Here is a 24,127-nt window from a genome sequence, read left to right on the forward strand (position 1 = left end):
ATGAGTTCCGACACCCAATCCAACCGACCGCTATCCGAAGAAGAGCTACAGGACCTTGTCGCCTCGTCCGATGCGGGCGGGCGTAATCCGGTCGGTAATGTCGGAATTTTTCTGGCTGTTGTTGCGGCACTGTGGTCCGTGTTTCAGGTTGTTCTGGCCTCACCCGTTTCGAATGTGGTGCTGCCGGGCAGCGTGGTGAACAACTCGCGCCAGATTCATCTGGCTTTCGCTATGTTTTTGGCGTTTGCCGCCTATCCTGCGCTTAAGTCCAGCCCGCGGGATTACATTCCCGTGCAGGACTGGATCATGGGCGCGCTTGGCGCCTCCGTGGCGTTGTATGGATATTTCTTCTACGACAAGATCGTAAACGCAGGCGGTCTGGCCGATGACACCGACAAATGGGTCGCGCTGGGTGGTCTGTTGCTGTTGTTCGAGGCCGCGCGTCGTGCGCTTGGCCCAGCAATGGCGATCATCGCAACCATATTCCTGGCCTATGTCTTTTTTGGCTCGTCGGAATGGGTGCCCGAAGTTATCCGTTGGAAAGGGGCCAGCCTCAAGAAAGCCATGAGCCATATGTGGATCACGTCCGAGGGCGTGTTCGGTATCGCGCTTGGCGTGTCCACCAAGTTCGTGTTCCTCTTCGTTCTGTTCGGTGCACTTTTGGATAAGGCGGGGGCAGGGAACTATTTTATCAAGATGGCCTTTGGTGCATTGGGCCACCTGCGCGGCGGACCTGCCAAAGCAGCCGTTGTGGGTTCGGCTGCAACCGGCCTTATCTCGGGCTCGTCGATTGCGAACGTTGTGACGACCGGAACCTTCACCATCCCGCTGATGAAGCGGGTAGGCTTTAGCAGCGAACAGGCAGGCTCGGTCGAGGTTGCCTCATCCGTGAATGGCCAGATCATGCCGCCCGTTATGGGCGCTGCCGCCTTCCTAATGGTGGAATACGTCGGCATTTCCTATGTCGAGGTGATCACCCATGCGTTCCTGCCGGCTGCGATTTCTTACATCGCACTGGTCTATATCGTTCACCTTGAGGCCGTGAAGCGGAACATGCCCACGCTGGGTGACCGCGACGTTCATCTGGCGCGCACTGTTTTGGGTATGCTGTCCTTCTTTCTCGTCTTTGCGGGTCTTTGCTATGGCTCGCAGTTCCCTGTCGAAGCGGTGACAAGCTGGGCACCGTCCTCGGCGGGATTGATCCTGAGCCTTATCGTCTGCGCAGTGTACGTGGCGCTGCTGTATCTTGCCGCGCAGGTGCCGGACCTTGAACCCGACGATCCGAATGCCAAGGAAGTTACGCTGCCGGTGATCGCGGATATCTACAAGGCAGGTCTGCACTATCTGCTGCCGATCATCGTGCTGGTTTATTTCCTGATGATCGAACAGAAATCACCCGGGTTGTCGGCGTTCTGGGCGACGGCGCTGTTGTTTGTAATCCTTCTGACGCAGAAGCCTCTCAAAGCGTTGTTCCGGGGGCAAAGCAATCTGAAAGACACGTTCATCGACGGTGTTGCCGACCTGTGGCAGGGCCTGATCGACGGCGCTCGAAATATGATCGGGATCGCTCTGGCCACGGCCACCGCGGGTGTGATCGTAGGCACCGTGACCCTGACCGGAGTGGGTCAGGTCATGGCCGATCTGGTCGAGTTCCTGTCGGGCGGAAACCTGATCCTGATGCTGGTGATGGTCGGTCTGCTGAGCCTGATCCTGGGCATGGGCCTGCCGACTACGGCGAACTATATCGTGGTCAGCTCATTGATGGCCGGGGTTGTCGTTGAACTGGGCGCACAAAGCGGACTGATCGTGCCGCTGATCGCGGTCCATCTGTTTGTGTTCTACTTCGGTATCATGGCGGATGTGACCCCGCCCGTGGGTCTGGCCAGTTTCGCCGCAGCCGCCGTATCTGGCGGCGATGCGATCAAGACTGGTTTCACCGCGTTCTTCTACAGCCTGCGCACCGTGGCGCTGCCGTTTGTATTCATCTTCAACACCGATTTGCTGTTGATTGATGTGACGTGGGTAGAAGGAATAATCGTCGCGATATTTGCGACCATAGCGATCCTTGTCTTTACGGCGGGAACGATGGGGTATTTCCTGACCCACAGCCGCATCTACGAAAGCGTGGCGTTGATCGCGGTGGCCTTTGCATTGTTCAGGCCGGATTATTTCATGGACCGTATCGTGCCGCCCTATACATCGGTCGAGCCTGCTGCATTTGTGGAAACCATCGGGCAGACCCCGCCCGGAACCGAAGTACGCATGGTCGTAAGCGGCCCGGATTTCGACACGCTCGAAATGACTGACACAACCGTTGTTGTCACGGTCGGTAGCGAAGAGGGCGGCGCGGCGCGGGTTGATGCCATGGGCTTGCTTCTTCTGGAAGAAGACGGGTTGGTCAAACTAGAAGAACCGCTTTTTGGCACGCCCGTGGCGGATGAGCTGGATATGTTCGACTATTACGGCGACGACGCGGTGCGTCTGACCTCGGTCAGCCTGCCGTCCAGCCAGCCTCCAAAGCAATTGATCTACATTCCTGCTATGATCTTTCTGGGTCTGATCGCATTCCTGCAACGCGGCCGAGCCGCCAGACAAGAGGTGCCCGCATGACGAACTCGGTGCTTTGTGCCGTCGACATCAGCAACGGCGAACTGGATACCAATGTCTTGAACAAAGCCGCGGCTCTGGCGGATCAGGACAATGCGCAACTGGATGTGGTGACGGTGCTTCCCGATTTCGGGGAAAGCTGGGTTTCCGGGTTCTTCCAACCAGACTTTCACGACAAGGCGATGGAAGAAGCGCATTCCAAACTGGTCGAGATGTGCGTCGCAGCGGTTGGCAAAGAGCGGAACGAAAAAATCCGCCATGTTGTCGCGACGGGAACGGCCTATCAGGAAATTCTAAAAACGGCTGAGGGTGCGGGTAGTGATCTGATCGTGATTGGAGCGCACAAACCGGACCTGAAGGATTATTTGCTGGGCCCGAATGCTGCGCGGGTCGTGCGGCACTCGACGGTCTCGGTCTACGTCGTGCGATAGGGGTCAGTATCCGGTCATCTCAAGGTATCCGCGCCCCGCGTGGCTGCCCGAGATCGTAACCGGGCCTTCCCAATATTCGAACCTCGTCGCCATCCAAGCCTCGGGCGTCAGTGCGGACACTTCGACATCGAGGTTCCGGTCAGGCAGCGTCACGCGCCAGCGGGTCGGGATCGTGCGGCCAGCGACCGTGGACGTTTCGAGCGGGCTGAACGTAATGGAACCATCGGGCAGGGCGGTTGTCTCGCCATCTGCCGAGATCAGGGTCGCCGCGGTAAAGTCACTGCGATCCCCGCGAAGGCGAAACGCCATAAGTTTGTTCCCGTCGTTGAAGCTCAGCGAAAACCAGTCCCATCCGCTTTGATCTGCTGCCAGTGGTTGCGATGACCATTCACGATCCAGCCAGCCTTGTCCGGTGACCGCGATATCCTGATCCGGCAGGTGCAACGTGCCCTCGACCGCAAAAAACGGCTGAGAGTAATAGTAGCTGGCCTGTCCATCCCCTGATTTTACCGAATATCCCTGGTCGCCGTGAAACACCAGCGGGCCCTGAGCGTTCAGGTCTAGGTCATATCCGAAATTGCCCCCATTGGCCGAAAGGGACAGCTTATTGATATCTGGTCCGCGCATGTGCCATTCGTCTATCCAAGCCTCGAACGGTTTCGCCGTCACACCAGCCTGCCCGATGCCGCCCCGTGACAGTCTTTCCGCAAAGTAGTGGTGATCCGGGGTCGTAACCGCCGCGTGCCCCATCCATAGCTGGGGGCTTTGCCAACCCTCGGTTTCTTGGGGTTTGAGGGCAGAACGAAACAAAGTCCATTGAATGCCGTAGGGCCGCCCGTCTTCTCCGGTCAGGTTTGCTGTCAGGTACCACCATTCAATGCGAAAGGACGGGTGTGGGCCGTGATCCTTCGGAAACTCGAATTGGTATCCCGGCTGCGGAATGTCGAACCCTTCGGCCGATCCCCCCAAACCTGCATATCCTTGGGCCTGCGCGAAGGGTGGAAGCAGCAGAGCAAGGATCAATAACCACGGTTTAACGTTCATTGGCGAATACCCTTAGCAAGTCAGCCGGGGGCAGGCGCAGAAGGCGCAAGGCGGGCAAAGCCGCTGCGATCAAAGCCGCCAGCAAGGTAAGAAGGAACAATCGAACCCAATCTGCGGGAAACAGGTACATCGGCAGGCGCCAGCCAAATGCCTCGACATTGATGATAGCCAAGAGGCTCCAGGCCAGAACCAAGCCAAGGGGCAGCGCAATGATCGCGGTCATCGCCGCCAGCAACGCGCTGCGCAGCAGTTCAAATCGCGCGAGTCTGGCGCGAGTCAGGCCCAAGGCCCAAACGGGTGCAATTTGAGGCAGGCGTTGGGTCCACAGGGTCAGCAGGCTGGTCAGAATGGCGAACCCGGCGACACCCAGCGTCAGCACATTTAGCGCCGAAGTGACCACAAAGGTTTTCTCAAACACGGCCATGGATTGTGCTTTCATCGCGGCCTGTTGGATCACGGCCTGCCTTGAAAGGTCAAATCTGTCCCGTAGCGCGTTTGCCAGTTCCGTTGCACCTTCGGGGCGCGTACGTATCCCGAAGCGCCTTGCCTCAACCCCCGGGGCGATTTGATCCAGTCGTGTCATCGAGACAATCGCTTGTCCAGTTGGGTTGCCATAGTCAGAGTACACGCCAGCAATGGGCAATGTGTATTCACGGTTTATTTTAAGATCGTCACCGGGCCACAGGTCCTGACGGCGGGCGAGTTGTTCATTGATCAGCACCGCTTCGCCGGCATTCACGCGATCCCAGACATCCGCACCTGATGCGATCAGTGGCCAATGTTGTCGGTAGGTTTGATCGTCCACGACTCCGTACAGAAAAAGGGGTCCGCTGGGATGCGCCAGTTCCACACTGCGAATTGGCAGAATTGCGTTCACTTGCGGCGCTAACCAATCCGAGATTTCTCGCCCTTGCTGGTCATCCTCTGCCGTCAGGTACAGCTCGGACGTCAGGCGTTGATCCAGCCAGCCGGTGAAGGTCAGGCGAAAGCTCGAAACCATCGTTCCAACGCCGATATTGGCCGCAAGGGCCAATAGGAGCGCCATCAACGCGAGCGATAGACCGGGCAACTGCGCGCGCATATCCGACCAGATCCACTGGGCAATTGGGTCTTTGGTAAAGCGTTGAAAAACCGAAATCACCAACGAAAGCAAGGACGGCAAGAGCAGCGCCGCACCCAGCAGCAAGCCAGCAACCAGCGAAAACCCGGCGACCAATCCACCAATGGACAGTTGCACGATGATGCCAACCAATATGACCAACAGGCCCAAAAGCGGGGTGGTGAAACCGTTGAAGGCGGCTGTCCGCCACGCTTGAACTCCGGCACCCGACAACAGGGGCATATGGGATAATCGGATTAGTGCGTGACCACTGGCCAGCAGCGTTCCGCCCAAAGCCATCGCCAATCCAGCCAATGCCCATTTTGGCTGTAATGCAATTTCGCCGCTAACCGGGGCGCCATATAACCCGCGCAGCGTCGCGGCGACATCTGGCAAGAGCGCACCCGCCAGGAAGTACCCAAGCATCAGCCCTGCAAACCCGCCGAACAGTGCCAGCAAGGACAGCTCCAGAAGGATCAGCCAAACCAGTTGCCACATTGAAATGCCAAGCGCCCGCAGCGTTCGGATCATCCCCCGACGCTGCGCAAAAGCCAGCCCAACCGTTCCGTGCACGATGAACAGTCCAACGGCGAATGACAGCAGCCCAAAGGCTGACAGGTTCAGGTGAAAACTGTTGGTCAGTTGCGCCGTATCCAGTTGCGAAGACGCTTCGACCCGCTCTAGCTCGGGTGTTATCGCGGCGATTGCAGGAAGCGCGCGCGGTTGGTCGGGCAGAATGATCAGCCTTGAGATTTGACCCTTCCTGTCCAGCAAAACCTCGGCCACACCGATATCTGTCAGGATCAGATCAGGGGGAAGGTCCGGGCTTGTCAGAACGGGCGGCAGTCCGGTTTGGCTGCTCAGAAACCGCGCCAACTCAGGTGAGGCCAGCAACCGTCCGGGGGAGGTCAGAATGTCAGCCGGGTTCGGTGGGGTGGCGCTTTGCTCAATGCGCGTAACAGCTGGCAGCGCTGGATAGGCGACCATGTCAACGCCCATGACGCGGATGCTGCGCCCCCCTATGCGCGTGGTTTCTTCCAACACGGCCGCGACCTGCCATCCCGCGCGTCGCAATGACAGATATCTGTCAATCGTGATTGGACCAGCCGGATTTCTCAACTCGTCGTGTTGTCCCAGCGCGAGTTGTTCGTTGGCGCGCTGATAGCTTGCCCGTGCTTCGGCGTTGATAGCCTGAACCGCTGACCACAGGCCGGTTGCCAGCGCAATCCCGATTAACAGGGTTGCAAGTTGCAAGCGGTGCCGCCGCCAATGAGACAGCAGCGCCTGAATAATCGCCACAGTCATGTAATACGCCCGCCGGACAGATGCGCCCGTCGGTCCAACCGTACGGCAATGTCCTGTGAATGCGTGACCAGCAGCAGCGCGGCCCCGGTTTCAGCTACGAGGGATAGCATGAGGTCCAGAACGGTCGTGCTGGCAGTTTCATCCAGATTTCCGGTGGGTTCATCTGCAAGCAACAGTTTAGGCCGCGCAGCCATGGCACGACCAATCGCAACACGTTGCTGCTGGCCGCCCGACAGATTTTCGGGATAGCGGTCCAGTAAGTCTGACAGCCCCAGCCTGTCTGCAAGATGGGTTGACCACGCTTCGTCCCGTCTTCCTGCCAGACGCGCGTGAAAGGACAGGTTCTGCGCGACGGTCAAAGAAGGGATCAGGTTGAATTGCTGAAACACCAAAGAAACGCTCTGACGGCGCAACGCGGCACGACCGGGATCATCCAGACCGGACAGATCGGTTCCGTCCAGCGTGATCTCTCCGCCATCGAAACTGTCCAGCGCGGCGGCAAGGTTCAACAGCGTGCTCTTACCGCTGCCACTTTCACCGGTTAGCGCAAGCGTTTGCCCCTTATCCAGCGCCAGCGAGACACCGCGCAGGACAGGGCGCCCTCCGGGATAGGATTTCTGAACATTGTCTATTTTCAACAGCATGAGTAAGCCTCGGGTCGTATTTGCAACAATGTGGAACCCACCCGGGCAGAGTCCAGACCCGACACAGATTCGATTCTATTCGTCGCGGTGTCCGAGGCGGGGTTGTGAGCCTTTGCTTAAACCGTCATTCTGACGTTGCATTCACTGACCAAGACAAGAGATACCGAGTTATGACCTTAGCGCAGCAGATCCTTTGGGGCAGTGTCTATCTTGGTATTTGCTTTTTGATTGAACTTGTTCTGCTGACCTGGTGCACGCAGACGATCCGCGGCATGGCGCTGAAACTCGAAGAAAGTAAACGGTTTGTCACAATCGCCGCACCGATTTGCATTGCCTTGGTGTTTATCGTCGCGATTCACACGTTTCAGGTGTGGCTATGGGCGATCGTCTGGGTTCTCGGGGAAACCCTGCCAGATTGGAATACGGCGCTTTATTTTTCTTTGGTGACCTTCACGACGCTTGGCTATGGCGACATCGTTTTGGGTGAGGACCTGCGTATTTTCGGCGCGTTTGCATCCGTCACGGGTTTGCTGGCCTTTGGCCTGTCGACGGCTTTTATGGTTGCCTTGATGACTCAGGTGTTCAAAGAGGAACTGATGTCCTAAAGGATCGGGGCGAACAGCCGCGCCAGTGGAGAGCCAAAGCGAATAAAGGCGGGTTGCTCGGGCAATTTCCGCTCTAGTTCGTAGCAGTCTTTGAAATCTGCCTTTAGCATTTCGTCCACAGCCTGTGCTGCGCGTTCGTCAAAGAACAGGGCCATCGCCTCAAAGTTCAATCGGAAAGAGCGGTTGTCCAGATTGGTCGTGCCGACCGCCGCAAGAGTATCATCAACGACAAATGCCTTTTGATGCATGAACCCGTTGGTATAGCGAAAGACGCGCGCACCGCATTCGCGAATTTCGTCAAAATAGGCAAAAGCGGCCAGCCAGGGCAGGCGGTGGTCAATCACGTCAGGCACAAGAATTCGAACATCCACTCCGCGCAATGAGGCATGTTGCAACGCCGTCATGATGTCGATGTCAGGCACAAAATAGGGGGACGCGATCCAGATCCGTTCTTTTGCTGCAGCGATGGCAGCAAAGAACATCATTGCCCCGGTCTCGGTATCGTCGCCGGGACCTGTGGCGACCAGAAGCGCGTTCATGTTCTGCTCGGCCTCTGTTCCGGCCCAGTCCAGTTGATCAATCAGATCCTCTTCATGTGCCCAATGCCAATCTTCGCAGAAGATAAGCTGCAACTGGCGAACAATATGGCCGAACATTTTGATATGCGTATCCCGCCAATGGCCGAAATGCGGATCCTGTCCCAGATATTCGACGCCCACATTGTGCCCGCCGATAAAGCCGGTTTCCCCGTCAATGATCACCGTTTTTCTGTGGTTGCGGTAATTGAGCTGAAAGCGGTTTTGCGGGCCGCGCCGGTCGCGTGGATTGGCGATCTCAACCCCTGCAGAGCGTAGTTTGTCCAGATACGCCGTGGGCAGACCATAACTGCCGACCGCATCGGTCATGAAACGTACACTGACACCGCGTTCGGCCGCTTCGATCAGCTTTGCCTGAAGTTGTTGGCCCAATGCGTCATCGCGCACGATGTAGAACTGGATCAGGACATAATTCTGCGCGGCGTCAATTGCCTCGAATATGGAATCGAACGTGGCCTGACCGTCGATCAGCAACTCGGCCCCGTTTCCACGAGATACCGGTAAATGCGCCAGCGCCTCAAACGGTCTTGGGTTCACCTGCATTGTGTCTGGGTCGGGTTTTGAGAAGTCTGCGAAAGTCTTGATGCCTTCGACCACGGTTTCGCTTTGTTTGCGCGCAATCCGATACCCGCGAAACCGGTGGTGCCCTAAAAAAAGATAGAGCGGCACGCCAAACACCGGAGCAGAGATCAATAAGACAACCCACCCAACCGCACCTTGTGGGGTGCGCGCCGTTTGCGCCGCCCGGATCGCAAAGAGGATCGCGGTGACATATAGGATAAAGACAAACGCGGAAACAAGTAGTGTCCACATGGGGTTATCAGTCTCTGTTCTACCTAGTTTGCCCCAGTGTAGACGCGTTTCCAATCTTCCGCCATATCGACGATGACCCATCCCATGTCCGGGCCTTTGTCTAGCCCGTCAACAAGCTTGCCAATCGGGCTTTCGCGGTCATAGGCCCATTCACGTTCAGAATCCGTGTGATGGATTAACATCCCAAGACGAGGGCCTTCCCCGGCGGTCGTCCACTCCAGCATCGCAAAATCGCCATCTGAGTTGCCAGCCGCCAAAATGGGACGTCGGCCAATAGTACGTTCGATGTTGATGGGTTTTCCCTGTTTGTCGTCGATGAACGCAATACCGGGCGACTTCACAATGGTGGGCTTGCCGTCGATGGCCTCGTATGTGGCATCAGCATATGTACCAAGGACTTGCTCGGGCGGAATACCGTATGCGTCTTCGGCGAAAACGCGCATGAAATGCAGGCCGCCGCCGGACACGATATAGGTGCTAAATCCCTCGTCCCGGAGATACCGCAGCAGTTCCACCATCGGTTGGTAAGTCATTTGGTAGTAAGGCAGGCCCGTGTCAGGGTGGCGCGCTGATTGCAGCCAGTCAGCGACGGACTCTTGGAAATCATCGACGCTGGCGCCCGCGTGGGAGGCGTTGATTACCTCGATCAGTGCTTCATGCCCGCCTTCTGCAATGGTTTGGACATCGCCTTTGGCTGCGGCTTCCAAAATGGGGGAGTTCAGGATGGCGGGGTCTGTTTTTGCAAGTTCTTCAAGCCGATCCATGGCAAAGATCAACTGAAAATAGACCGGTTGTTCGGCCCAGAGAGTGCCGTCGTTGTCGAACACTGCGATCCGTTCGGCTGGTGTTACATAATCCGAGTGGTTTGGATCGGTCACCGTGCTGACGAATTCAACGATCCGAGACTTTGAATCTCCATCATCCCAACTGGGCAACGGGTCCGCGAACAAGGCTGTCGCTGTTATCGAAAGGAACGTGGTAAACAGAGCTGCCTTCATAGGAAATTCCTTAACCTTAAATAGTGCCTCAGAAGGGCCGCCATATGCGTGGCGGCCCCTTGTTTGTTGTCGTCTGGCCTTAGTTGTTTGTCGGTGTGGCCAGTTTCTCCATCACTTGATCCAGGTTGAAGCTGGCCGCCTTCTGTCGAGGCGGGAATTCCTGGAATGTTTCAAGGAAGGTTCCGACATACTGTTGCGCAGGCACCAGGAAGTACGCACGTTCCAGCAACCAATCGTAATAGGTGTTGGACGTACGATAGGCCCGTTCATACGGATCGCGGCGCAGATTGACGATCAGCGGAATGCGCAATTCGGTCCACGGCTCGATCCACGCGCGCAGCGTTGCCCAGGCTTTCTGCTCAAGGAAGATCAGTTTCCAATCCTCAAAGCGCAGCGCGGTCAGGTCGCCATCGTCTGAGAAATAAAAGATTTCCTTACGCGGGCTTTCGGTTGCCTCACCAGTCAGAAGGGGCAAGATGTTGTAGCCATCCAAATGCACCTTGTAATCACGGCCCATGCCCGAAGAACTGTATCCAGCCTTCAGTTTGTCCTTGATTTCCGGATCACCGGCAACCGCCAGATAGGTTGGCAGCCAGTCCATATGGTGAACGATCTCGTTGGTTACAGAACCAGCTTCAATCTTGCCGGGCCAACGCACCATCGAGGGCACACGCCAGCCGCCTTCCCAGTTGGTGTTCTTTTCTCCCCAGAACGGGGTCGCCGCCGCATCAGGCCACGTGTTCATATGGGGGCCGTTATCGGTTGAGTAGTGGACGATGGTGTTGTCGGCGATGCCGAGTTCATCCAGCAGATCAAGCAACTGACCCACATGCATGTCATGTTCGATCATGCCAGCGGTGTATTCGTCAGCCACTCCGCCAACGATTTCGTTGGCCTGAGCGCGCATCTCGTCCTTGACGTGGGTCCGGAAGTGCATGCGCGTCCCGTTCCACCAGACATAGAAAGGCTGACCCTGTTCGTGGGCACGCTTGATGAAGTCGATCGCTGCGGCAACGGTTTCGTCATCCACCGTTTCCATACGCTTTTTTGTCAGCGGACCGGTGTCTTCAATGGTGCCGTCGGCCTTTGACTTGATCACGCCGCGCGGACCATAGGCTTCGCGGAAGGTGCGACCGTCGGCCAGTACAGTATCACCGGGATAGTCTTCGTTCTCGGGCTCTTCCTCGGCGTTCAGGTGGTACAGGTTTCCAAAAAACTCATCAAAACCGTGGTTTGTCGGAAGATGTTCATCCTTGTCGCCTAGGTGGTTCTTGCCGAACTGACCCGTGACATAGCCATGATCCTTAAGCAGACCGGCGATGGTTGGATCTTCGACTTGCATACCAAGATCAGCGCCCGGCAAACCCACCTTGGACAGCCCGGTCCGAAATACGGATTGACCCATGATGTAAGAGGATCGACCAGCGGTACAGGATTGCTCACCGTAGTAATCGGTAAAGATCATTCCCTCTTTCGCGACACGGTCGATATTTGGCGTCTGATAACCCATCAGACCCATCGTATAGGCCGAGATGTTGGATTGCCCGACGTCATCGCCCCAGATCACCAGAATATTTGGCTTTTGGTCTTGCGCCCATGCGGGAACCGCCAGCGCGACCGCAACAGTTGCGACAGCGAATCTACGTAAGCCCCTGCGCCAAGTGTCTGCCATTGAACGTGGTGGTGACATGGTTTTCTCCCGTTTTTTTTTGGACCCTGTACGGCCCTGTCATGAAACTCAAAGTTGGCGCGATAACTAACTAAAAACGCAGCCTAAAAGTTGGTTCGATATTGTACTGCGATAATGCGTGGTAGAAGGAATCGAACGGGATTAGCATAGGCGATGATTTGTGTTAAAAAATTATCATTTGATGAGTTTGGAAAATTCTAATGTTAAACAAATCCAACAATCTTAATACCTTGAGGAAAGGCGGCTGGTTCAGCAATCGCTCGGCTGCGTTTCAGCGCGACTTGCTTGAGTGTGGGATCGCAAAGGACTTTGAAGCGAGCGAGGCGTTGTATCATCACGGCGATACAGTGAACGGTATTTTCGCGGTACTTGAGGGGGGCGTACAGATAACCGTGCCAGCCGATGATGGGCAGGAGTTCGTCATACACCGCGAAGGCGCAGGTTTCTGGGTTGGCGACCTGGCTTTGTTCGCCGATTCCTCAAGGCTGGTCAGTGTTGTCGTGACACAGACAACCCGCGCCCTGTTCTTCCCAAACTCGCGTGTCACCAAGTTGGTTCAGGAGAAGCCTGATTACGTGAGGGATTTCTATGCGCTCAGTCATGAGAATATGCAGACCGCGCTGCGTATCGTGGCGAATCTTGTGGTGACTGGTACGGAAAAGCGGCTTGCGCTGCGCCTTCTTCATCTGGACGAGGGCACTTCGAAGTCCGACGGTTGGATTGAGGTGTCGCAAGAAGAACTGGCCGAGATGATAGCGGTCTCGCAACCGACACTTCACCGCAGTCTGCACCGCTTGGCTGATCTTGGTTTGGTTGAGGTGGGCTATGGCCGCGTGCTTCTAAAAGACCGGCGTGGCCTTATTGCAAATTGTCAGAACTGAGCATCATGGGTTCAATGGGGGCAACGAATTGGCGTTAGCCCCTCGTGGCCGGACAAGGGTGTCAAGGGTGGCGATAGCCGCGGACCAATGCGGGGCCTGCCGACCGGCATCAGACCCGTAGCGCGTTGCGCCGATCAATGCCAATTGCGCTTCAAGTTTATTAAAATCCACGGGTGTTTCTGTTCGCGCCTTCAAAAGATCCAACGCCGAATAGGCGCCTGACAGGTCGTGGTTTTTCAAAGACAGCCTGAGCTGTGCAAAGGCATATTCGGCTGAGGACCTATAAGTACGTTCGCGTTCTTCCCGGCGCGTCCTTAAGCGGGGTGCAACCCAACGCCAGCCGGTCCAGATCATCAGCAACACGAGTGTTATCCCTAAGCCAAGCCAAAGAAAATCGCCCACGTCTTTCGGGGGCGCCTTGGGTGCAGCCAAGGTTAAGTCGATTGCAGGGATATCAACAGTTTCAACCTGTTGGGTCGTCAAGTTGAACCAGTCGATCGAAACAGCAGGAAGTTGCGTCTGCCCACCTGCCTGAGCCAGATAAACAACTTCATCAACGCGCTGACCCGACAAAACTCCGCGATCTTCAGATTCGGTAAAACGCGGCTCTTTTGGGTAAGCACGCAGGAGTTCATCCTGATTTTCCGAAATAAGAGGAGGTATCAAGATCGGAGTAGTCCCGGAAATTTCGGCTGTGAGCTTTCGCGTAATCGCGCCTCCGGTTTGAATGTCAGTGTTACCATCCAGTATTTGTTCAATGGAAAAGTCCGACGCCAGAATAAGCGGGTCCAGATTTTGCGCGCCTTGCGGGATCACAGCGTCAAAGGATATCGGTGGCAGCGGGACCGAAGATTCAATTGGTGCATTGGTATTTGGATCGGCGTAAGTAACCAAAATATCCATTTGACCCAACTGGATTTTTCCAGATTGCAAGGGATAAAGGCGATAGCTTCGCTGAACACCAGACCACGTGTCACCTTGCACAGTTTCGCTGACAGGACCGGATGCGCGCTCGGGCAGGCGCACCAATAGGTTTTCCTGCTCCAATGATGGAAAGACCGGAGGGGCCGGCAAAAAGGTCGGGACCAGAACCTTGACGCGCAAAATGGTGGGTTGCCCGACGATCACATCGCCCTCAGCAAGGTCCACTGTTACAAGTGGGGCAATATCTGTTGGGGTCTGCGGTGTGACCACCGTTGGAAGAAGCAAGAAAATGAGGAACAGAGGGTATCTCATTGCGATTGCACCTGATTTTCCAGCAGGAATCGGTTTCTCAGAAAATCCTGCATGTCGGTATCAATTGCGCTGATCCATTGGTCTGCAGACATTGGCTGCGCGGCTTCGGTCTGGGCTTGCACCGTGGTGTCCTGACCACGCGCGTCTTCATTGTCGAATACCGTATCATCCGCGCCGATCCCGGCCTCTTCGCCTGTATCCGATTGCTCTCGGGTGGTTTCGACATATTCCAGAATTGCTGTCGCAACCTCCAAATTGTGCTGGGCTTCTGGCCAGTCTGGGCGACGTTCCAATGCGGTTTCAAATGCGGCAATCGCCGGGCGGTACTCGCGGTTACGGATGCGCGCCATACCTTCCGCAAACGCGGCTTCAGGTGTGTTCAACGACGAAAAGACCTCGGCCGCCTCAGGATAGCGGCCTGCTTTGAGCATGGCGTATCCTTGATGGTAGGGGTCCTGAAACAAATCGGCCGCGTCAGAAAAGCGCTTTTGGTTCATGGCGATTTGGCCTTGTTGATCAGGTGTCAGGAACCAGTCCTTCCAACCTTCGGCCCGCGCAGGACCGGATGGGTGCGTGATGCAAAACAGCAAAAATGCCCACCGAATGACCCAGCCGCGCCGGAACCACAAAAGTGAGAGCAACGCCGCAGGCCAGGCCAAAATCCAACCCTGATCCTGCCAATCCAACTGATCCTCTTCGTCCAGAGCGTCAACATAGGCGTTGTGAATACTTCTGTTGAGCCGCGTAACATCCTGATCGCCCGTGGAAAATGGCACGACGGTCGCGGATGATAACGCGTCTAGCTGAACCAGTCTTTCGCCTTCTGGTAGCATCGTAAGAAACAACAGGTCTGCCACTTCACTATTCATTGCCTGAACCTGCGACGGGTCGATATCGTCCAGCACAAACAAAATGGCGCCCGGGGTTTCGGCATCGCCGAGTATGTCCTGAGCCAGTGCAAGGGCATCGGCTGCCGCGTCGCCTTTCAGCGGCATAACGGCGGGTGTCAATCCTTCCAGTAGTGGGCGAAGGATGTTCGCGTCCTCTGTCAGGGGGGCAACACGGTGCGGACTGCCTGCATACGCGATTAAAGCGGTTCGCGCCCCCGAGCGCGTGTTGATCAGATCGGTGATCTTGTATTTCGCGCGCTCAAGCCGGGATGGGGGCAGGTCGGTGCCTTCCATGCTTTCGGTGACTTTCAGCGCAATAACCAACGGCGCGGTGTCTGCAATCAGCGGGTTAGGGGCGCGCGACCACGTTGGGCCCGCAGCGGCCAAGGTAATCAGCACTGCGATGGCCATGACCACGTCAACGGGGTTCATCTTGCGTTTGTTTCTGTCGCCGACCTCAAGGGCTTTGGCTAGGTGCGGGGCGATACCGTCAGGAATTTGAGTGGACAGTTCCGATCTTGGACGGATCAGCCACCAAACTGCAAAAACCGGTATCAGGAAAAGAAGCCAAGCAGCTCTGATAAAGTGGAAATCTGCGAGTGCCTCAATCATCGAACACTCCGCCGGTGCTGCGCGACATGAAATCCTGCCGAACTCAACAGGATCACCGCAATGACGATCAAAAGCGGTATATGGGTAAGGCTTTCACGCGGTCGATAGCTTTGGGTTTCAACAACTCTTGGATTTTGCTCGTCAATTTGTTGGTAGGTCTGCGTCAAAGCGGCTTCATCATCGGCAAAAAAGTATTGCCCGCCAGTCGTTTGCGCGATGTCTTGAAGGGCCTGCAAATCCACGCGGTCTTCACCTGTTGCGTTCGGATCGCCAACTCCGATCGTATAAATGACCACATTTTTATCCGCAGCGATTGCCGACGCGTTGACGGGTGTCATGCGGCTTGACGTGTCGGCCCCGTCGCTGAGGACGATCATAAGGCGTTGATCGACTTCGCTCGAGTCAAACAGCCGTATGCCCAACCCAATGGCATCGCCAAGCGCCGTGTTCGGCCCAGCCATTCCCACTTCAGTCTGCTCGAGTAACCCATTCAAACTATTCAAATCTTCGGTGAACGGTGCCTGCACAAACGCGCGTGTCCCAAAGATGATCAAGGCCATTCGATCCCCCTGACGCGCGGCAATGAAGTCCCGCAGTACATCTTTGACCGCTGCGAGGCGCTGTTTGGGGGGTCCATCCTCGGACGTGAAATCCCGTTGGTCCATTGACCCGGATATATCTAGGGCCAGGACCACATCCCTCGCCGATTTTTCCACCACGATGGGATCCGCCAGCCGTTCAGGGCGTGCCAGTGCTGTAACCAACAAGACCCAAACCAGCGTCGCAATTATAGATTGCAACCATGTTCGTCCTAGAACGCTTGATCCGGATTTGGGTTCAAGGCCGGTCGCGGCCGCGACGTGCCGGAAAAACGGAATGCGTGTGGCTTGCACCTTTTCTTTATGTGGTGGGGCGAACCAAAACACGACAAAAGGCAATGGCAACAGAACAAAGACCCAGGGCGCGGCAAAGGTGTAGGTCATGCCCCTTGGTCCCTTTTGTGAAGTTTGATCCAACTGCGAACCAGATCGGGGACGTCGGTGTTTTGAACGGTTTCTTGGTACGGTGCGGCAAGGAGGACTTCGCCGGGGGCGCCTTTAAATTCTTTTTTTTCATACGTCTGATTTAAAAAGTTCAACCATTCTTGCCCGTGAAGACTTGCCACAGTCGCACGCGGAAAAGCGACCAGGGCGGTCCGCCGCAGAATCTCGGCTGCGCGTGCCACATCGGTGCCGGCCCGATCCAGCTCTGCAAGGGCCGAGCGCCGGTAGGCATTTTCTGACCAATGTCGACGGACCAGGTAGAAGCAATAAGTCAAAGCTGTTGCCAGCACCACTGCAAGAATCGCCCAACCCCATGTTTGCGGGGTCATTGCGATTGGTTCTGGGGCTGGAGCGGGCTCTAGCATATCCAGCAGTTCAACCAGTGATTTGCCCGAAACATCGACCGCCATCATCGTCCCCCCGGATGCCCGAACAGCTTCAGCAACTGATCTAGAGCAGGGACCGCTGTGGTCAGGGGGACAATTGGGAAGCCATAGCGGCGGGACCACAGGTTCAACTGCGAAAGCCTGTCCTCCATCGCTGATCTGATGCGGTCGGGCAGATCAGGGATTGAGCTATCGATTTCGATCTGGTTGTCCCCGTCGGATACCGTCAGTTTAACCCCCTGAGGTAATGTGCGCGAACTGGGGTCAAAAACATTAAACAGGATCAGATCATTTGATCGCGATAACCTGCTGAAAAGACGTTCGGACATGTCGTTGATCCCGTCGAAGTCGGAAAACACGCACACCAATGCGTTCGTGTGTGCAAGTCGGGCGGTCTGTTTCAGTACGTCGTTCAGTGTCACAGTTGGTACCGGGCGCAAAGACGCGTTCAGGCTGCAATTCAATTCTCCAACAGATGACAGGAATCGCGTCAGCGCAGCAGGGCGCCGTTGCGGGTGATGTTCGGCCAAATCGTTATCTCCGAAGACAATCCCGCCAACACGGTCGCCTTGCCCCAGAACCCGATGTGCGGCGATGGCCGCGGCTTCTGCCGCGATCACGGACTTCATATAGACCTCGGTTCCGTAGAACATGGATACCCGTTGGTCGACCAACAAAAGGGCGGGGCGATCGCGTTCTTCCGTATAGACCCGAACATGGGGTGTGCCGGTGCGTGCGGTGACCTTCCAGTCAATTGTTCGAATGTCGTCACCCGGCAAATATGTGCGCAATTCCTCAAAGTTCAGCCCACGTCCGCGTAAACGCGATGCGTGACGTCCATTGAGGATTGATCGCGCGGGTTGCCGGGGCAAAAGGCTGAGCGATCGCGATTTCGGTCCCAGCCGTTGTAAATGTTCGGCATTCACATGGATGCGCGTGTCTGAGAGATATGTGGCTGTCTGCGCCATGTGGGGCCCTTACGGCAACGCCACAAGGCGCAGGATTTCCGCAATGACATCATCGGCTGTTTTGGCGCTTCCCTGCGCTTCGAAGCTTAGGGATATGCGATGGCGAAAGACATCATGGGCAATGGCGCGAATGTCGGCGGGGTCGACATAGTCGCGTCCGTTCATCCAGGCATGTGCGCGCCCGCATCTATCAAGCGCCAATGACGCGCGGGGACTGGCCCCAATCTCGATCCAGTTGGCAAGCTCTTCGCTCAGGTTTCCCGGTGTTCGGGTCGCCTGCACAAGATCTGCCATATACCTGTCCATTGCGTCCGAAACATGGATCTGGCCGATCTCCGAACGCGCCGTGAACACGGCTTCTTGCGGGATCGGAGCAGGGCGTTCCCCAGACGTCTCGCGACCCGCAGCAATTTCTTCGTTTCGGACCAGGCGTATGACTTCGACCTCGTCATCGACCGGCGGGTAGGTGATCTGAACATGCATCAGAAACCGGTCCATTTGCGCTTCCGGCAGGGGGTACGTGCCCTCTTGTTCAATGGGGTTCTGCGTCGCCATAACGATGAACAACGGGTCCATTTTATGCGTTGTTCCGGAAACCGTGACCTGCCGTTCTTCCATCGCCTCAAGCAGCGCGGCCTGAACCTTGGCCGGGGCTCTGTTGATTTCGTCCGCCAACACGATATTGGCAAATATCGGGCCGGGATCGAAGCGAAACGTGCTGCCTGTATCGGTTTGCTGAAACACTTCGGTTCCGGTCACGTCAGACGGAAGAAGGTCTGGCGTGAACTGAATCCGACTGAAACTAGCGTCCATGTTGCGCGCCATTGCTTTGACGGCGCGGGTCTTGGCAAGGCCGGGCAATCCTTCGATCAACAGGTTGCCGTTTGCCAGCAAACCGATGATCAGACGGTCAATGACTTCGGTCTGGCCGATGATGGACTGTCCCATTCGGGTCTTGAGGTCGCTTATTTGTTCGTGTGCATTCATTTTGGTGATCCAATTGCAGCCAATAGGTAAACACAGGCTGGCAGGTTTCCAAATTATCCGGGCGGTCAGAAATATTTCGCAATGACCGCAGGTTAGCAGCCCTGTCGAAACCAATCCACTAAGAAATCCGGCTGGCAAGTCGCCTCACATCCGCCAACAGATCGAGCCTGATCTCGCCGGTGTTTGGACGGTCGCGTAGTGTTTTGAACCAGTGGGCCGGCGGCTGTTTGCCAGCGGCTCGGTTCCACGTCAAAGCGCCGAGGACGGATTGCGCCTTGGCATTTAATTCCTGAGGAATTTCAAAGCCATTAAGCGTCGCCCAAACGCCGGCCCACAGCCGGGCGACCGACCAAGGGTTATAGCCGCCTCCGCCCAGAACAAGAAACCTGGGCGCCATATCTCTTAGGTGCGCCACGGCGCGCCAATGGGCGTTGTTTGACAGAGACAGGCGCGACAGCGGGTCTTCGGCGACGGCGTCCGCGCCACATTGAAGGATAATCGCCTGCGGGCGAAACGCGGCTGTGGCGGGCAGGATCATCTGATCCAGTATCGCGTAGAACTCACTATCGTTTAGTCCGCGCGTGACCGGCAGGTTGATCGCAGCACCCCCAGCTGTGTCATCAAGCGCGCCGGTAAAGGGCCAGCGCCGCGCTTCGTGGACCGAGATCATTCTGACCTTGGAAGATCCGCAAAAGGCGGCTTCGACCCCGTCACAATGATGCGCGTCGATATCCACGTAAACGATACGCTCAAGACCTGCGTTCAGAAAGGTCAGGATCGCAAGTACGGGATCATTCAGATAGCAGAACCCGTTCGCACGGTCAGGCAGGCCGTGATGCGTCCCTCCGGCCGGGTTATAAACGATCCCGCCGTCCCGCAGTAGTTCTGCGGCCAGCAACGATCCCCCTGCGGCGGTAGCTGGCCTGCGAAACATTTCGGCGAAAACTGGATTTGAAAGTGTTCCAAGGCCGTATTTCTGGCGCGTTTCATCGGAAACCGACTGTGTCTTTTCGGCTTTTTGAAGCGCGGCAATATAATCGGGCGTGTGAAAGATGCGCAGGGCGTTAGGCTTGGCCCGGGGGCTGACCCGGTATGCCTCGGGGGGAAGCCATCCTTGCGCCCGGCACAGATCAATAACCGTTGAAACGCGCGGGATCGCAAGCGGGTGTTTCGACCCATAGGTCGAATTTCGATAGATCTCTGATCCGATGAACAGTGGGCGCATCGCTCAGGTGGTGGAAGTTGGTTGTTGATCTTCACCCAGTCGCCCGTCCAGTGACATGAGGATGGCGATCGGACGCAGCGCGGGGATGTGGCTGAAGACGATAAGAATGCAGACCGTCAGCGGAACACTTAGAAAGGCACCGATCATGCCCCAGACGGTTGTCCAGAATGTCAGCGCGAGAATGACCAGAAACGTCGACATGTTGAGCGAACGCCCCAGCATGGCGGGGTCCAGAAAATTGCCGATTAGGAACTGGATCGTCCCGCATCCAAATACGATGATCAGGAACGGACCGATGCTGTCGAACTGAACAAGAGCGATCATTGCAGGAAAAATCACCGCAATGATTGAACCAATTGAGGGGATGAAATTCAGCGCAAAGGTAAGCACAGCCCACGTTTCGGCGTATTCAAGACCCAATATTTTGAAAACCGAATAGCTGATTCCGGCGGTTATCAGGCTGATGAATGTCTTAACCCCAACATAACGCTGCAGGCTGTAAGAGATCGCGTCCAACACCGACGCAAACTCGGCCCCGGTCTGAGGGTTTCCTGCCGCCAGTTGAATCTTCTTTCGAAAGGCCAGCCGTTCAGCCATGAGGAAAGCCACGTAAAGGCTGATCAGGAAGAAATGGTTCAGCAAGGACGTGGCGCTGCCCAACAGAACGCGGGCGACATAAGACATGTCGATGCTGATCAGGTTGTCCCTGATAAAGGTGGTCACGTCGTTACCGACCAGCCCGGTGACACGGCTTACCGCGCCGTCGAATTGATTTTCATAGGTGCTGATGGACCGCGCGAACTGGGTCGCCTGACTGCCCAGAATATACATGATCATGAACAAGCCTGCCAAAACGACCGTCACACCGGCGACATTGGCCAGCCAGACAGGGGCGTGGGTGACGGAAATCACCCGGTCGCTTAGCGCGATAATCAGAACGTTAATCAGCAATGCCATCGTCAACGGGATAAGAAATGCGGACCCGGCATACAGGCCTAATACGGTCAGCGTGGCAACAATAGCCGTATCGCGGACGACAGACAGCTTCAGCCGGGGTGTCGTATACGTATCGTTTTGGTCCAAGGGCATCGGTTTCCCGCCGCTGAGCTGAGGTTGCCTCAAGCTGGTTATCCTATCCTGATCCTGCACAGCCGCGCGGGATTATGCAATGCACCCAAATATTTGTGCGGATTAATTTGTCTTCATGCTGGATTTGATGTTTCTGTGATCCAATGAGCCGGGGTAGGCTTTCAGCATGAGCGCGAACGTGATTCCCCTTTTTGGCCGGCCTCTTCAGGCGCTGTGGCTGGCGCTTGGTCGCTTTGGTGCCAAAAACGGGTTGGTGATGAGCAGCCATGTCGCCATGTCCCTTATGCTCGCCTTGTTTCCGTTCGTCTTGTTCACTGTGGCCTTGGCCGGATCTTTGTCTCAGGATTATGTCACCAATGAATTGATTGAGCTGATCTTTGGGGCCTGGCCGCAAGACGTGGCCGACCCCATTGTCGCTGAGTTGCGGGCCGTGCTGGAAGAATCCGGTTCAGGCGTCATAACCATCGGGGGATTGTTGGCCGTGTTCTTCGCTTCCAACGGTGTTGTGGCCGTTCGTGCAGCGATGAATCAGGCATATCATGACCACGATAGCTGGCCGTTCTGGAAAACCCGGCTGTTCTGTTTGGCACTGGTGGTGATCGGTGGCGCCACGATTCTGGCGATTGCTGCGGTCGAGGTGGTCTTGCCGGTCTATACAAAACTTGTGTCTGAAAGGACTGATGTAAACGTGTCAGAGTGGTTGTCCGTGGATCGGCTGCGATGGACCTTTACGGTTGCCGTTCCAGCCGGAACCGTGATTCTGGCGCATCTTCTATTGCCGACACGTCGACATTCGGTGATGCAGATTCTGCCCGGCGTGGTTCTTACACTGGCGCTTTGGGCAGCAGGGGGATGGGCGTTCTCGATCTATATCGGTCAGTTTGCGTCTTACAGCACGACCTATGCCGGATTGGCCGGTGCAATGGCGGCCTTGATCTTCCTGTATCTATGCGCGGCGATCCTGATTTTGGGCGCTGAATTTAACGGTGCCTTGATGGACCTTCAGAATTCCGGCGAAGGGACCGTGGATTGAGACAATTTCTTTTTGGTTTCATAGTGCTTTTTCCGGCGTTCGCTTGGGCGCAGGTACCGTCTTATGTCGGCTCGGATCAATGTGTTGAGTGTCATCAGGACGAAGCCGACGCATGGGCCAATTCTCATCACGCATTGGCGTGGACTGGCGTAGATGCCGGTCGCGTTGTCGCTGACTTTGACGGGACCGGGTTCGAGCATGATGGCATGTCTGTTGAGTTTTCCAAAGGCGAAGCCCTAAGCGCTCGGGTCACCGAAAAAGACGGTGTAACGACCGAGTATGATGTGCACTCGGTGATTGGTATCGCGCCACTTCAGCAATATCTTTTCGAAACCGAACCGGGCCGTTTGCAAAGCTTTGACGTGGTTTGGGATACCGAGCAAAAGCGTTGGTTTCACCTTTACCCCGATCAGGATTTGCCCCCGGATGACGGGTTGCACTGGACAGGACCCTATAAAAACTGGAATGCCCGCTGCGCAGAATGTCATGCGACTGGTTTTGAAAAGAACTATGACGCGCAAACCCGCAGTTACGCATCAACTCAGGAGGAGATCGGCGTCGGGTGCGAGGCGTGCCATGGCCCGGGTTCTGCCCATATCGACTGGACCAAAGGTCAGAGCCTCGGTGGCGACCTGACAGAATACGGGTTCATTATGGATTGGGGCAGCGGCCAGACCGAGGCTGAAATCCAGCAATGTGCTGGGTGCCATTCGCGTCGCGAAGCACATGGTGACGGTAATCCCTTGCCGGGAACGCCGTATCACGATGCCTATAACCTCGCGGTGCTGAGACCGGGATTGTACCACCCCGACGGGCAGATACTGGATGAAGTCTATGTCTATGGCTCGTTCCTGCAGTCCAAGATGTACGCGCAAGGCGTAGGGTGCATGGACTGCCACGAGCCCCACAGCGCGACATTGCGGGCCGAGGGGAATGGGGTTTGCACACAGTGCCATTCTCCCGCTGGGAACAGCCGCTTTCCGACTCTGACGTCAAAAGAATACGACGCGCCAGATCATCACCACCATCCTGACGGCAGCGACGGCGCACAGTGCAAGTCGTGCCATATGATCGAACGTGTCTACATGGGGGTCGACGGTCGACGTGATCACAGTTTCCGTATCCCGCGCCCGGACTTGGGGCTTGGCGAAGATGCCTGCACCGATTGTCACAAGGACGAGGATCAGGAGTGGGCAGCGACACAGATTGAGGCATGGTTTCCCCAGTCGGAACAGCGTGGCATGCACTATGGCACGTCGTTTCAGCAAGTGCTGACAGGCCGCGCGGACGGGCCCGCCGCATTGCTGGATATCGCCACCGATCCCGGGCTGGCGGGCATTGTTCGCGCGACGGCGGCTTATTTGCTGCAGGATTTTGGCTCGGACGAAATTGCGGCTCAGACGGCGTCGTTGCTGGCGGACGTTGATCCGGTTGTTCGCACCAACGCAGCCCCTCTGCAACGATATGCGAGTATGTCGGATCGAGTTCAGCGGTTGGAACCGTTGCTGTCGGACCCGCGCCGCAATGTTCGGATTGCAGCAGCGAAGGAGTTTCTGACCATACCGCCGCAAGTATTGACCCGCGAACAAGGACAATTGGCCGGACAGGGTATGTCAGAGTGGCAAGGCGCGATTGCGAACCGTCTGGATTTTCCCGAAACGCATATGGTGCTGGGTGGCATGGCCCTTACGCTTCGCAATCCCGAGGCGGCCGAGCGCGCCTTTGCCGAAGTGATAACCCTTGACCCGCAACGTGCCGAGGCATGGCCGATACTGGTTCAACTCGTTCAGTTGAACCGAGGGGTCGAAGCCGCGCGGGGCGTTCTTGCAGAAGGGTTGTCGCGGGTTCCGAAACACCCCGAACTGCTGCAGCTACAGGCCCAGATCGGGCGCTAAATTGGCATTGTAAAACCCGCTTTCGGCCATGTTCACGGCAAAATCTAGCG

At 56.3% G+C, this 24,127-nt stretch carries 20 protein-coding genes; 6 read left to right on the forward strand and 14 right to left on the reverse strand.

Annotation, left to right across the window (positions count from 1 at the left end; translation table 11 throughout):
- Both RUESEDTHA_RS12160 and RUESEDTHA_RS12165 read left to right on the forward strand, forming a co-directional pair.
- Window positions 1–2,610 carry a TRAP transporter permease gene (locus RUESEDTHA_RS12160; RefSeq protein WP_180887117.1) on the forward strand — a complete coding sequence of 870 codons (2,610 nt, stop codon included), beginning with the start codon at window positions 1–3 and terminating at the stop codon, window positions 2,608–2,610.
- Complete coding sequence (locus tag RUESEDTHA_RS12165; RefSeq protein WP_180887118.1) at window positions 2,607–3,038, forward strand: universal stress protein; 432 nt, start codon at window positions 2,607–2,609, stop codon at window positions 3,036–3,038. The genes RUESEDTHA_RS12160 and RUESEDTHA_RS12165 overlap by 4 nt, the downstream gene beginning before the upstream one ends.
- A gap of 3 nt (window positions 3,039–3,041) precedes the next feature.
- Here RUESEDTHA_RS12165 and RUESEDTHA_RS12170 read toward each other — a convergent pair whose 3' ends face one another.
- From RUESEDTHA_RS12170 to RUESEDTHA_RS12180, 3 genes are read right to left on the reverse strand one after another with little or no spacing between them, the layout of a single operon-like run.
- On the reverse strand, window positions 3,042–4,082 hold the full coding sequence (locus RUESEDTHA_RS12170; RefSeq protein WP_180887119.1) for a lipocalin-like domain-containing protein: 1,041 nt from the start codon (window positions 4,080–4,082) through the stop codon (window positions 3,042–3,044).
- Window positions 4,072–6,486, reverse strand: a complete 2,415-nt coding sequence (locus tag RUESEDTHA_RS12175) for an ABC transporter permease (protein WP_180887120.1) — start codon at window positions 6,484–6,486, stop codon at window positions 4,072–4,074. The genes RUESEDTHA_RS12170 and RUESEDTHA_RS12175 overlap by 11 nt, the downstream gene beginning before the upstream one ends.
- Window positions 6,483–7,130, reverse strand: coding sequence for an ABC transporter ATP-binding protein (locus tag RUESEDTHA_RS12180; protein WP_180887121.1), 648 nt, complete (start codon window positions 7,128–7,130; stop codon window positions 6,483–6,485). The genes RUESEDTHA_RS12175 and RUESEDTHA_RS12180 overlap by 4 nt, the downstream gene beginning before the upstream one ends.
- A 170-nt stretch (window positions 7,131–7,300) precedes the next feature.
- Between RUESEDTHA_RS12180 and RUESEDTHA_RS12185 the strand changes: the two genes are divergently transcribed.
- Window positions 7,301–7,735, forward strand: a complete 435-nt coding sequence (locus RUESEDTHA_RS12185; protein ID WP_180887122.1) for an ion channel — start codon at window positions 7,301–7,303, stop codon at window positions 7,733–7,735.
- Here RUESEDTHA_RS12185 and cls read toward each other — a convergent pair.
- From cls to RUESEDTHA_RS12200, 3 genes are all read right to left on the reverse strand, one after another.
- Window positions 7,732–9,144 carry a cardiolipin synthase gene (cls, locus tag RUESEDTHA_RS12190; RefSeq protein ID WP_180887123.1) on the reverse strand — a complete coding sequence of 471 codons (1,413 nt, stop codon included), beginning with the start codon at window positions 9,142–9,144 and terminating at the stop codon, window positions 7,732–7,734. The genes RUESEDTHA_RS12185 and cls overlap by 4 nt on opposite strands.
- Before the next feature lie 23 nt (window positions 9,145–9,167).
- The gene (locus RUESEDTHA_RS12195; protein WP_180887124.1) at window positions 9,168–10,142 is read right to left on the reverse strand and encodes an HAD family phosphatase; all 975 of its coding nucleotides are present in this window, start codon (window positions 10,140–10,142) and stop codon (window positions 9,168–9,170) included.
- Window positions 10,143–10,221: 79 nt separating this feature from the next.
- The gene (locus RUESEDTHA_RS12200) at window positions 10,222–11,832 is read right to left on the reverse strand and encodes an arylsulfatase (RefSeq protein ID WP_370456789.1); all 1,611 of its coding nucleotides are present in this window, start codon (window positions 11,830–11,832) and stop codon (window positions 10,222–10,224) included.
- Window positions 11,833–12,032: 200 nt separating this feature from the next.
- Here RUESEDTHA_RS12200 and RUESEDTHA_RS12205 point away from each other — a divergent pair, with 200 nt between their 5' ends.
- The gene (locus RUESEDTHA_RS12205; protein WP_180887125.1) at window positions 12,033–12,713 is read left to right on the forward strand and encodes a Crp/Fnr family transcriptional regulator; all 681 of its coding nucleotides are present in this window, start codon (window positions 12,033–12,035) and stop codon (window positions 12,711–12,713) included.
- A 3-nt stretch (window positions 12,714–12,716) separates the two neighbouring features.
- Here RUESEDTHA_RS12205 and RUESEDTHA_RS12210 read toward each other — a convergent pair whose 3' ends face one another.
- From RUESEDTHA_RS12210 to RUESEDTHA_RS12245, 8 genes are all read right to left on the reverse strand, one after another.
- Window positions 12,717–13,949: a BatD family protein gene (locus tag RUESEDTHA_RS12210; RefSeq protein ID WP_180887126.1), complete on the reverse strand. Its 1,233-nt coding sequence runs from the start codon at window positions 13,947–13,949 to the stop codon at window positions 12,717–12,719.
- A complete protein-coding gene (locus tag RUESEDTHA_RS12215; protein ID WP_180887127.1) occupies window positions 13,946–15,451 on the reverse strand; it encodes a VWA domain-containing protein in 1,506 nt (501 codons plus the stop codon). Before RUESEDTHA_RS12215 ends, RUESEDTHA_RS12210 begins: the two co-directional genes overlap by 4 nt.
- Complete coding sequence (locus tag RUESEDTHA_RS12220; protein ID WP_180887128.1) at window positions 15,448–16,434, reverse strand: VWA domain-containing protein; 987 nt, start codon at window positions 16,432–16,434, stop codon at window positions 15,448–15,450. The genes RUESEDTHA_RS12215 and RUESEDTHA_RS12220 overlap by 4 nt, the downstream gene beginning before the upstream one ends.
- Complete coding sequence (locus RUESEDTHA_RS12225; protein WP_255431706.1) at window positions 16,431–16,907, reverse strand: DUF4381 domain-containing protein; 477 nt, start codon at window positions 16,905–16,907, stop codon at window positions 16,431–16,433. Before RUESEDTHA_RS12225 ends, RUESEDTHA_RS12220 begins: the two co-directional genes overlap by 4 nt.
- Window positions 16,904–17,848: a DUF58 domain-containing protein gene (locus RUESEDTHA_RS12230; protein ID WP_180887129.1), complete on the reverse strand. Its 945-nt coding sequence runs from the start codon at window positions 17,846–17,848 to the stop codon at window positions 16,904–16,906. Before RUESEDTHA_RS12230 ends, RUESEDTHA_RS12225 begins: the two co-directional genes overlap by 4 nt.
- 9 nt (window positions 17,849–17,857) lie before the next feature.
- On the reverse strand, window positions 17,858–18,835 hold the full coding sequence (locus RUESEDTHA_RS12235) for a MoxR family ATPase (protein ID WP_180887130.1): 978 nt from the start codon (window positions 18,833–18,835) through the stop codon (window positions 17,858–17,860).
- A gap of 118 nt (window positions 18,836–18,953) precedes the next feature.
- The gene (locus tag RUESEDTHA_RS12240) at window positions 18,954–20,060 is read right to left on the reverse strand and encodes an acetoin utilization protein AcuC (protein WP_180887131.1); all 1,107 of its coding nucleotides are present in this window, start codon (window positions 20,058–20,060) and stop codon (window positions 18,954–18,956) included.
- 3 nt (window positions 20,061–20,063) lie between these two features.
- Window positions 20,064–21,182, reverse strand: a complete 1,119-nt coding sequence (locus RUESEDTHA_RS12245) for an AI-2E family transporter (RefSeq protein ID WP_255431707.1) — start codon at window positions 21,180–21,182, stop codon at window positions 20,064–20,066.
- Window positions 21,183–21,315: 133 nt separating this feature from the next.
- On the opposite strand from RUESEDTHA_RS12245, the gene RUESEDTHA_RS12250 reads away from it, so the two are divergent.
- Window positions 21,316–22,182: a YihY/virulence factor BrkB family protein gene (locus RUESEDTHA_RS12250; protein ID WP_180887132.1), complete on the forward strand. Its 867-nt coding sequence runs from the start codon at window positions 21,316–21,318 to the stop codon at window positions 22,180–22,182.
- Window positions 22,179–24,077, forward strand: a complete 1,899-nt coding sequence (locus RUESEDTHA_RS12255; protein ID WP_180887133.1) for a multiheme c-type cytochrome — start codon at window positions 22,179–22,181, stop codon at window positions 24,075–24,077. Before RUESEDTHA_RS12250 ends, RUESEDTHA_RS12255 begins: the two co-directional genes overlap by 4 nt.
- Window positions 24,078–24,127 lie beyond the last annotated feature (50 nt).

It is taken from the genome of Ruegeria sp. THAF57, from assembly GCF_903914075.1.
Lineage (GTDB): Bacteria > Pseudomonadota > Alphaproteobacteria > Rhodobacterales > Rhodobacteraceae > Ruegeria.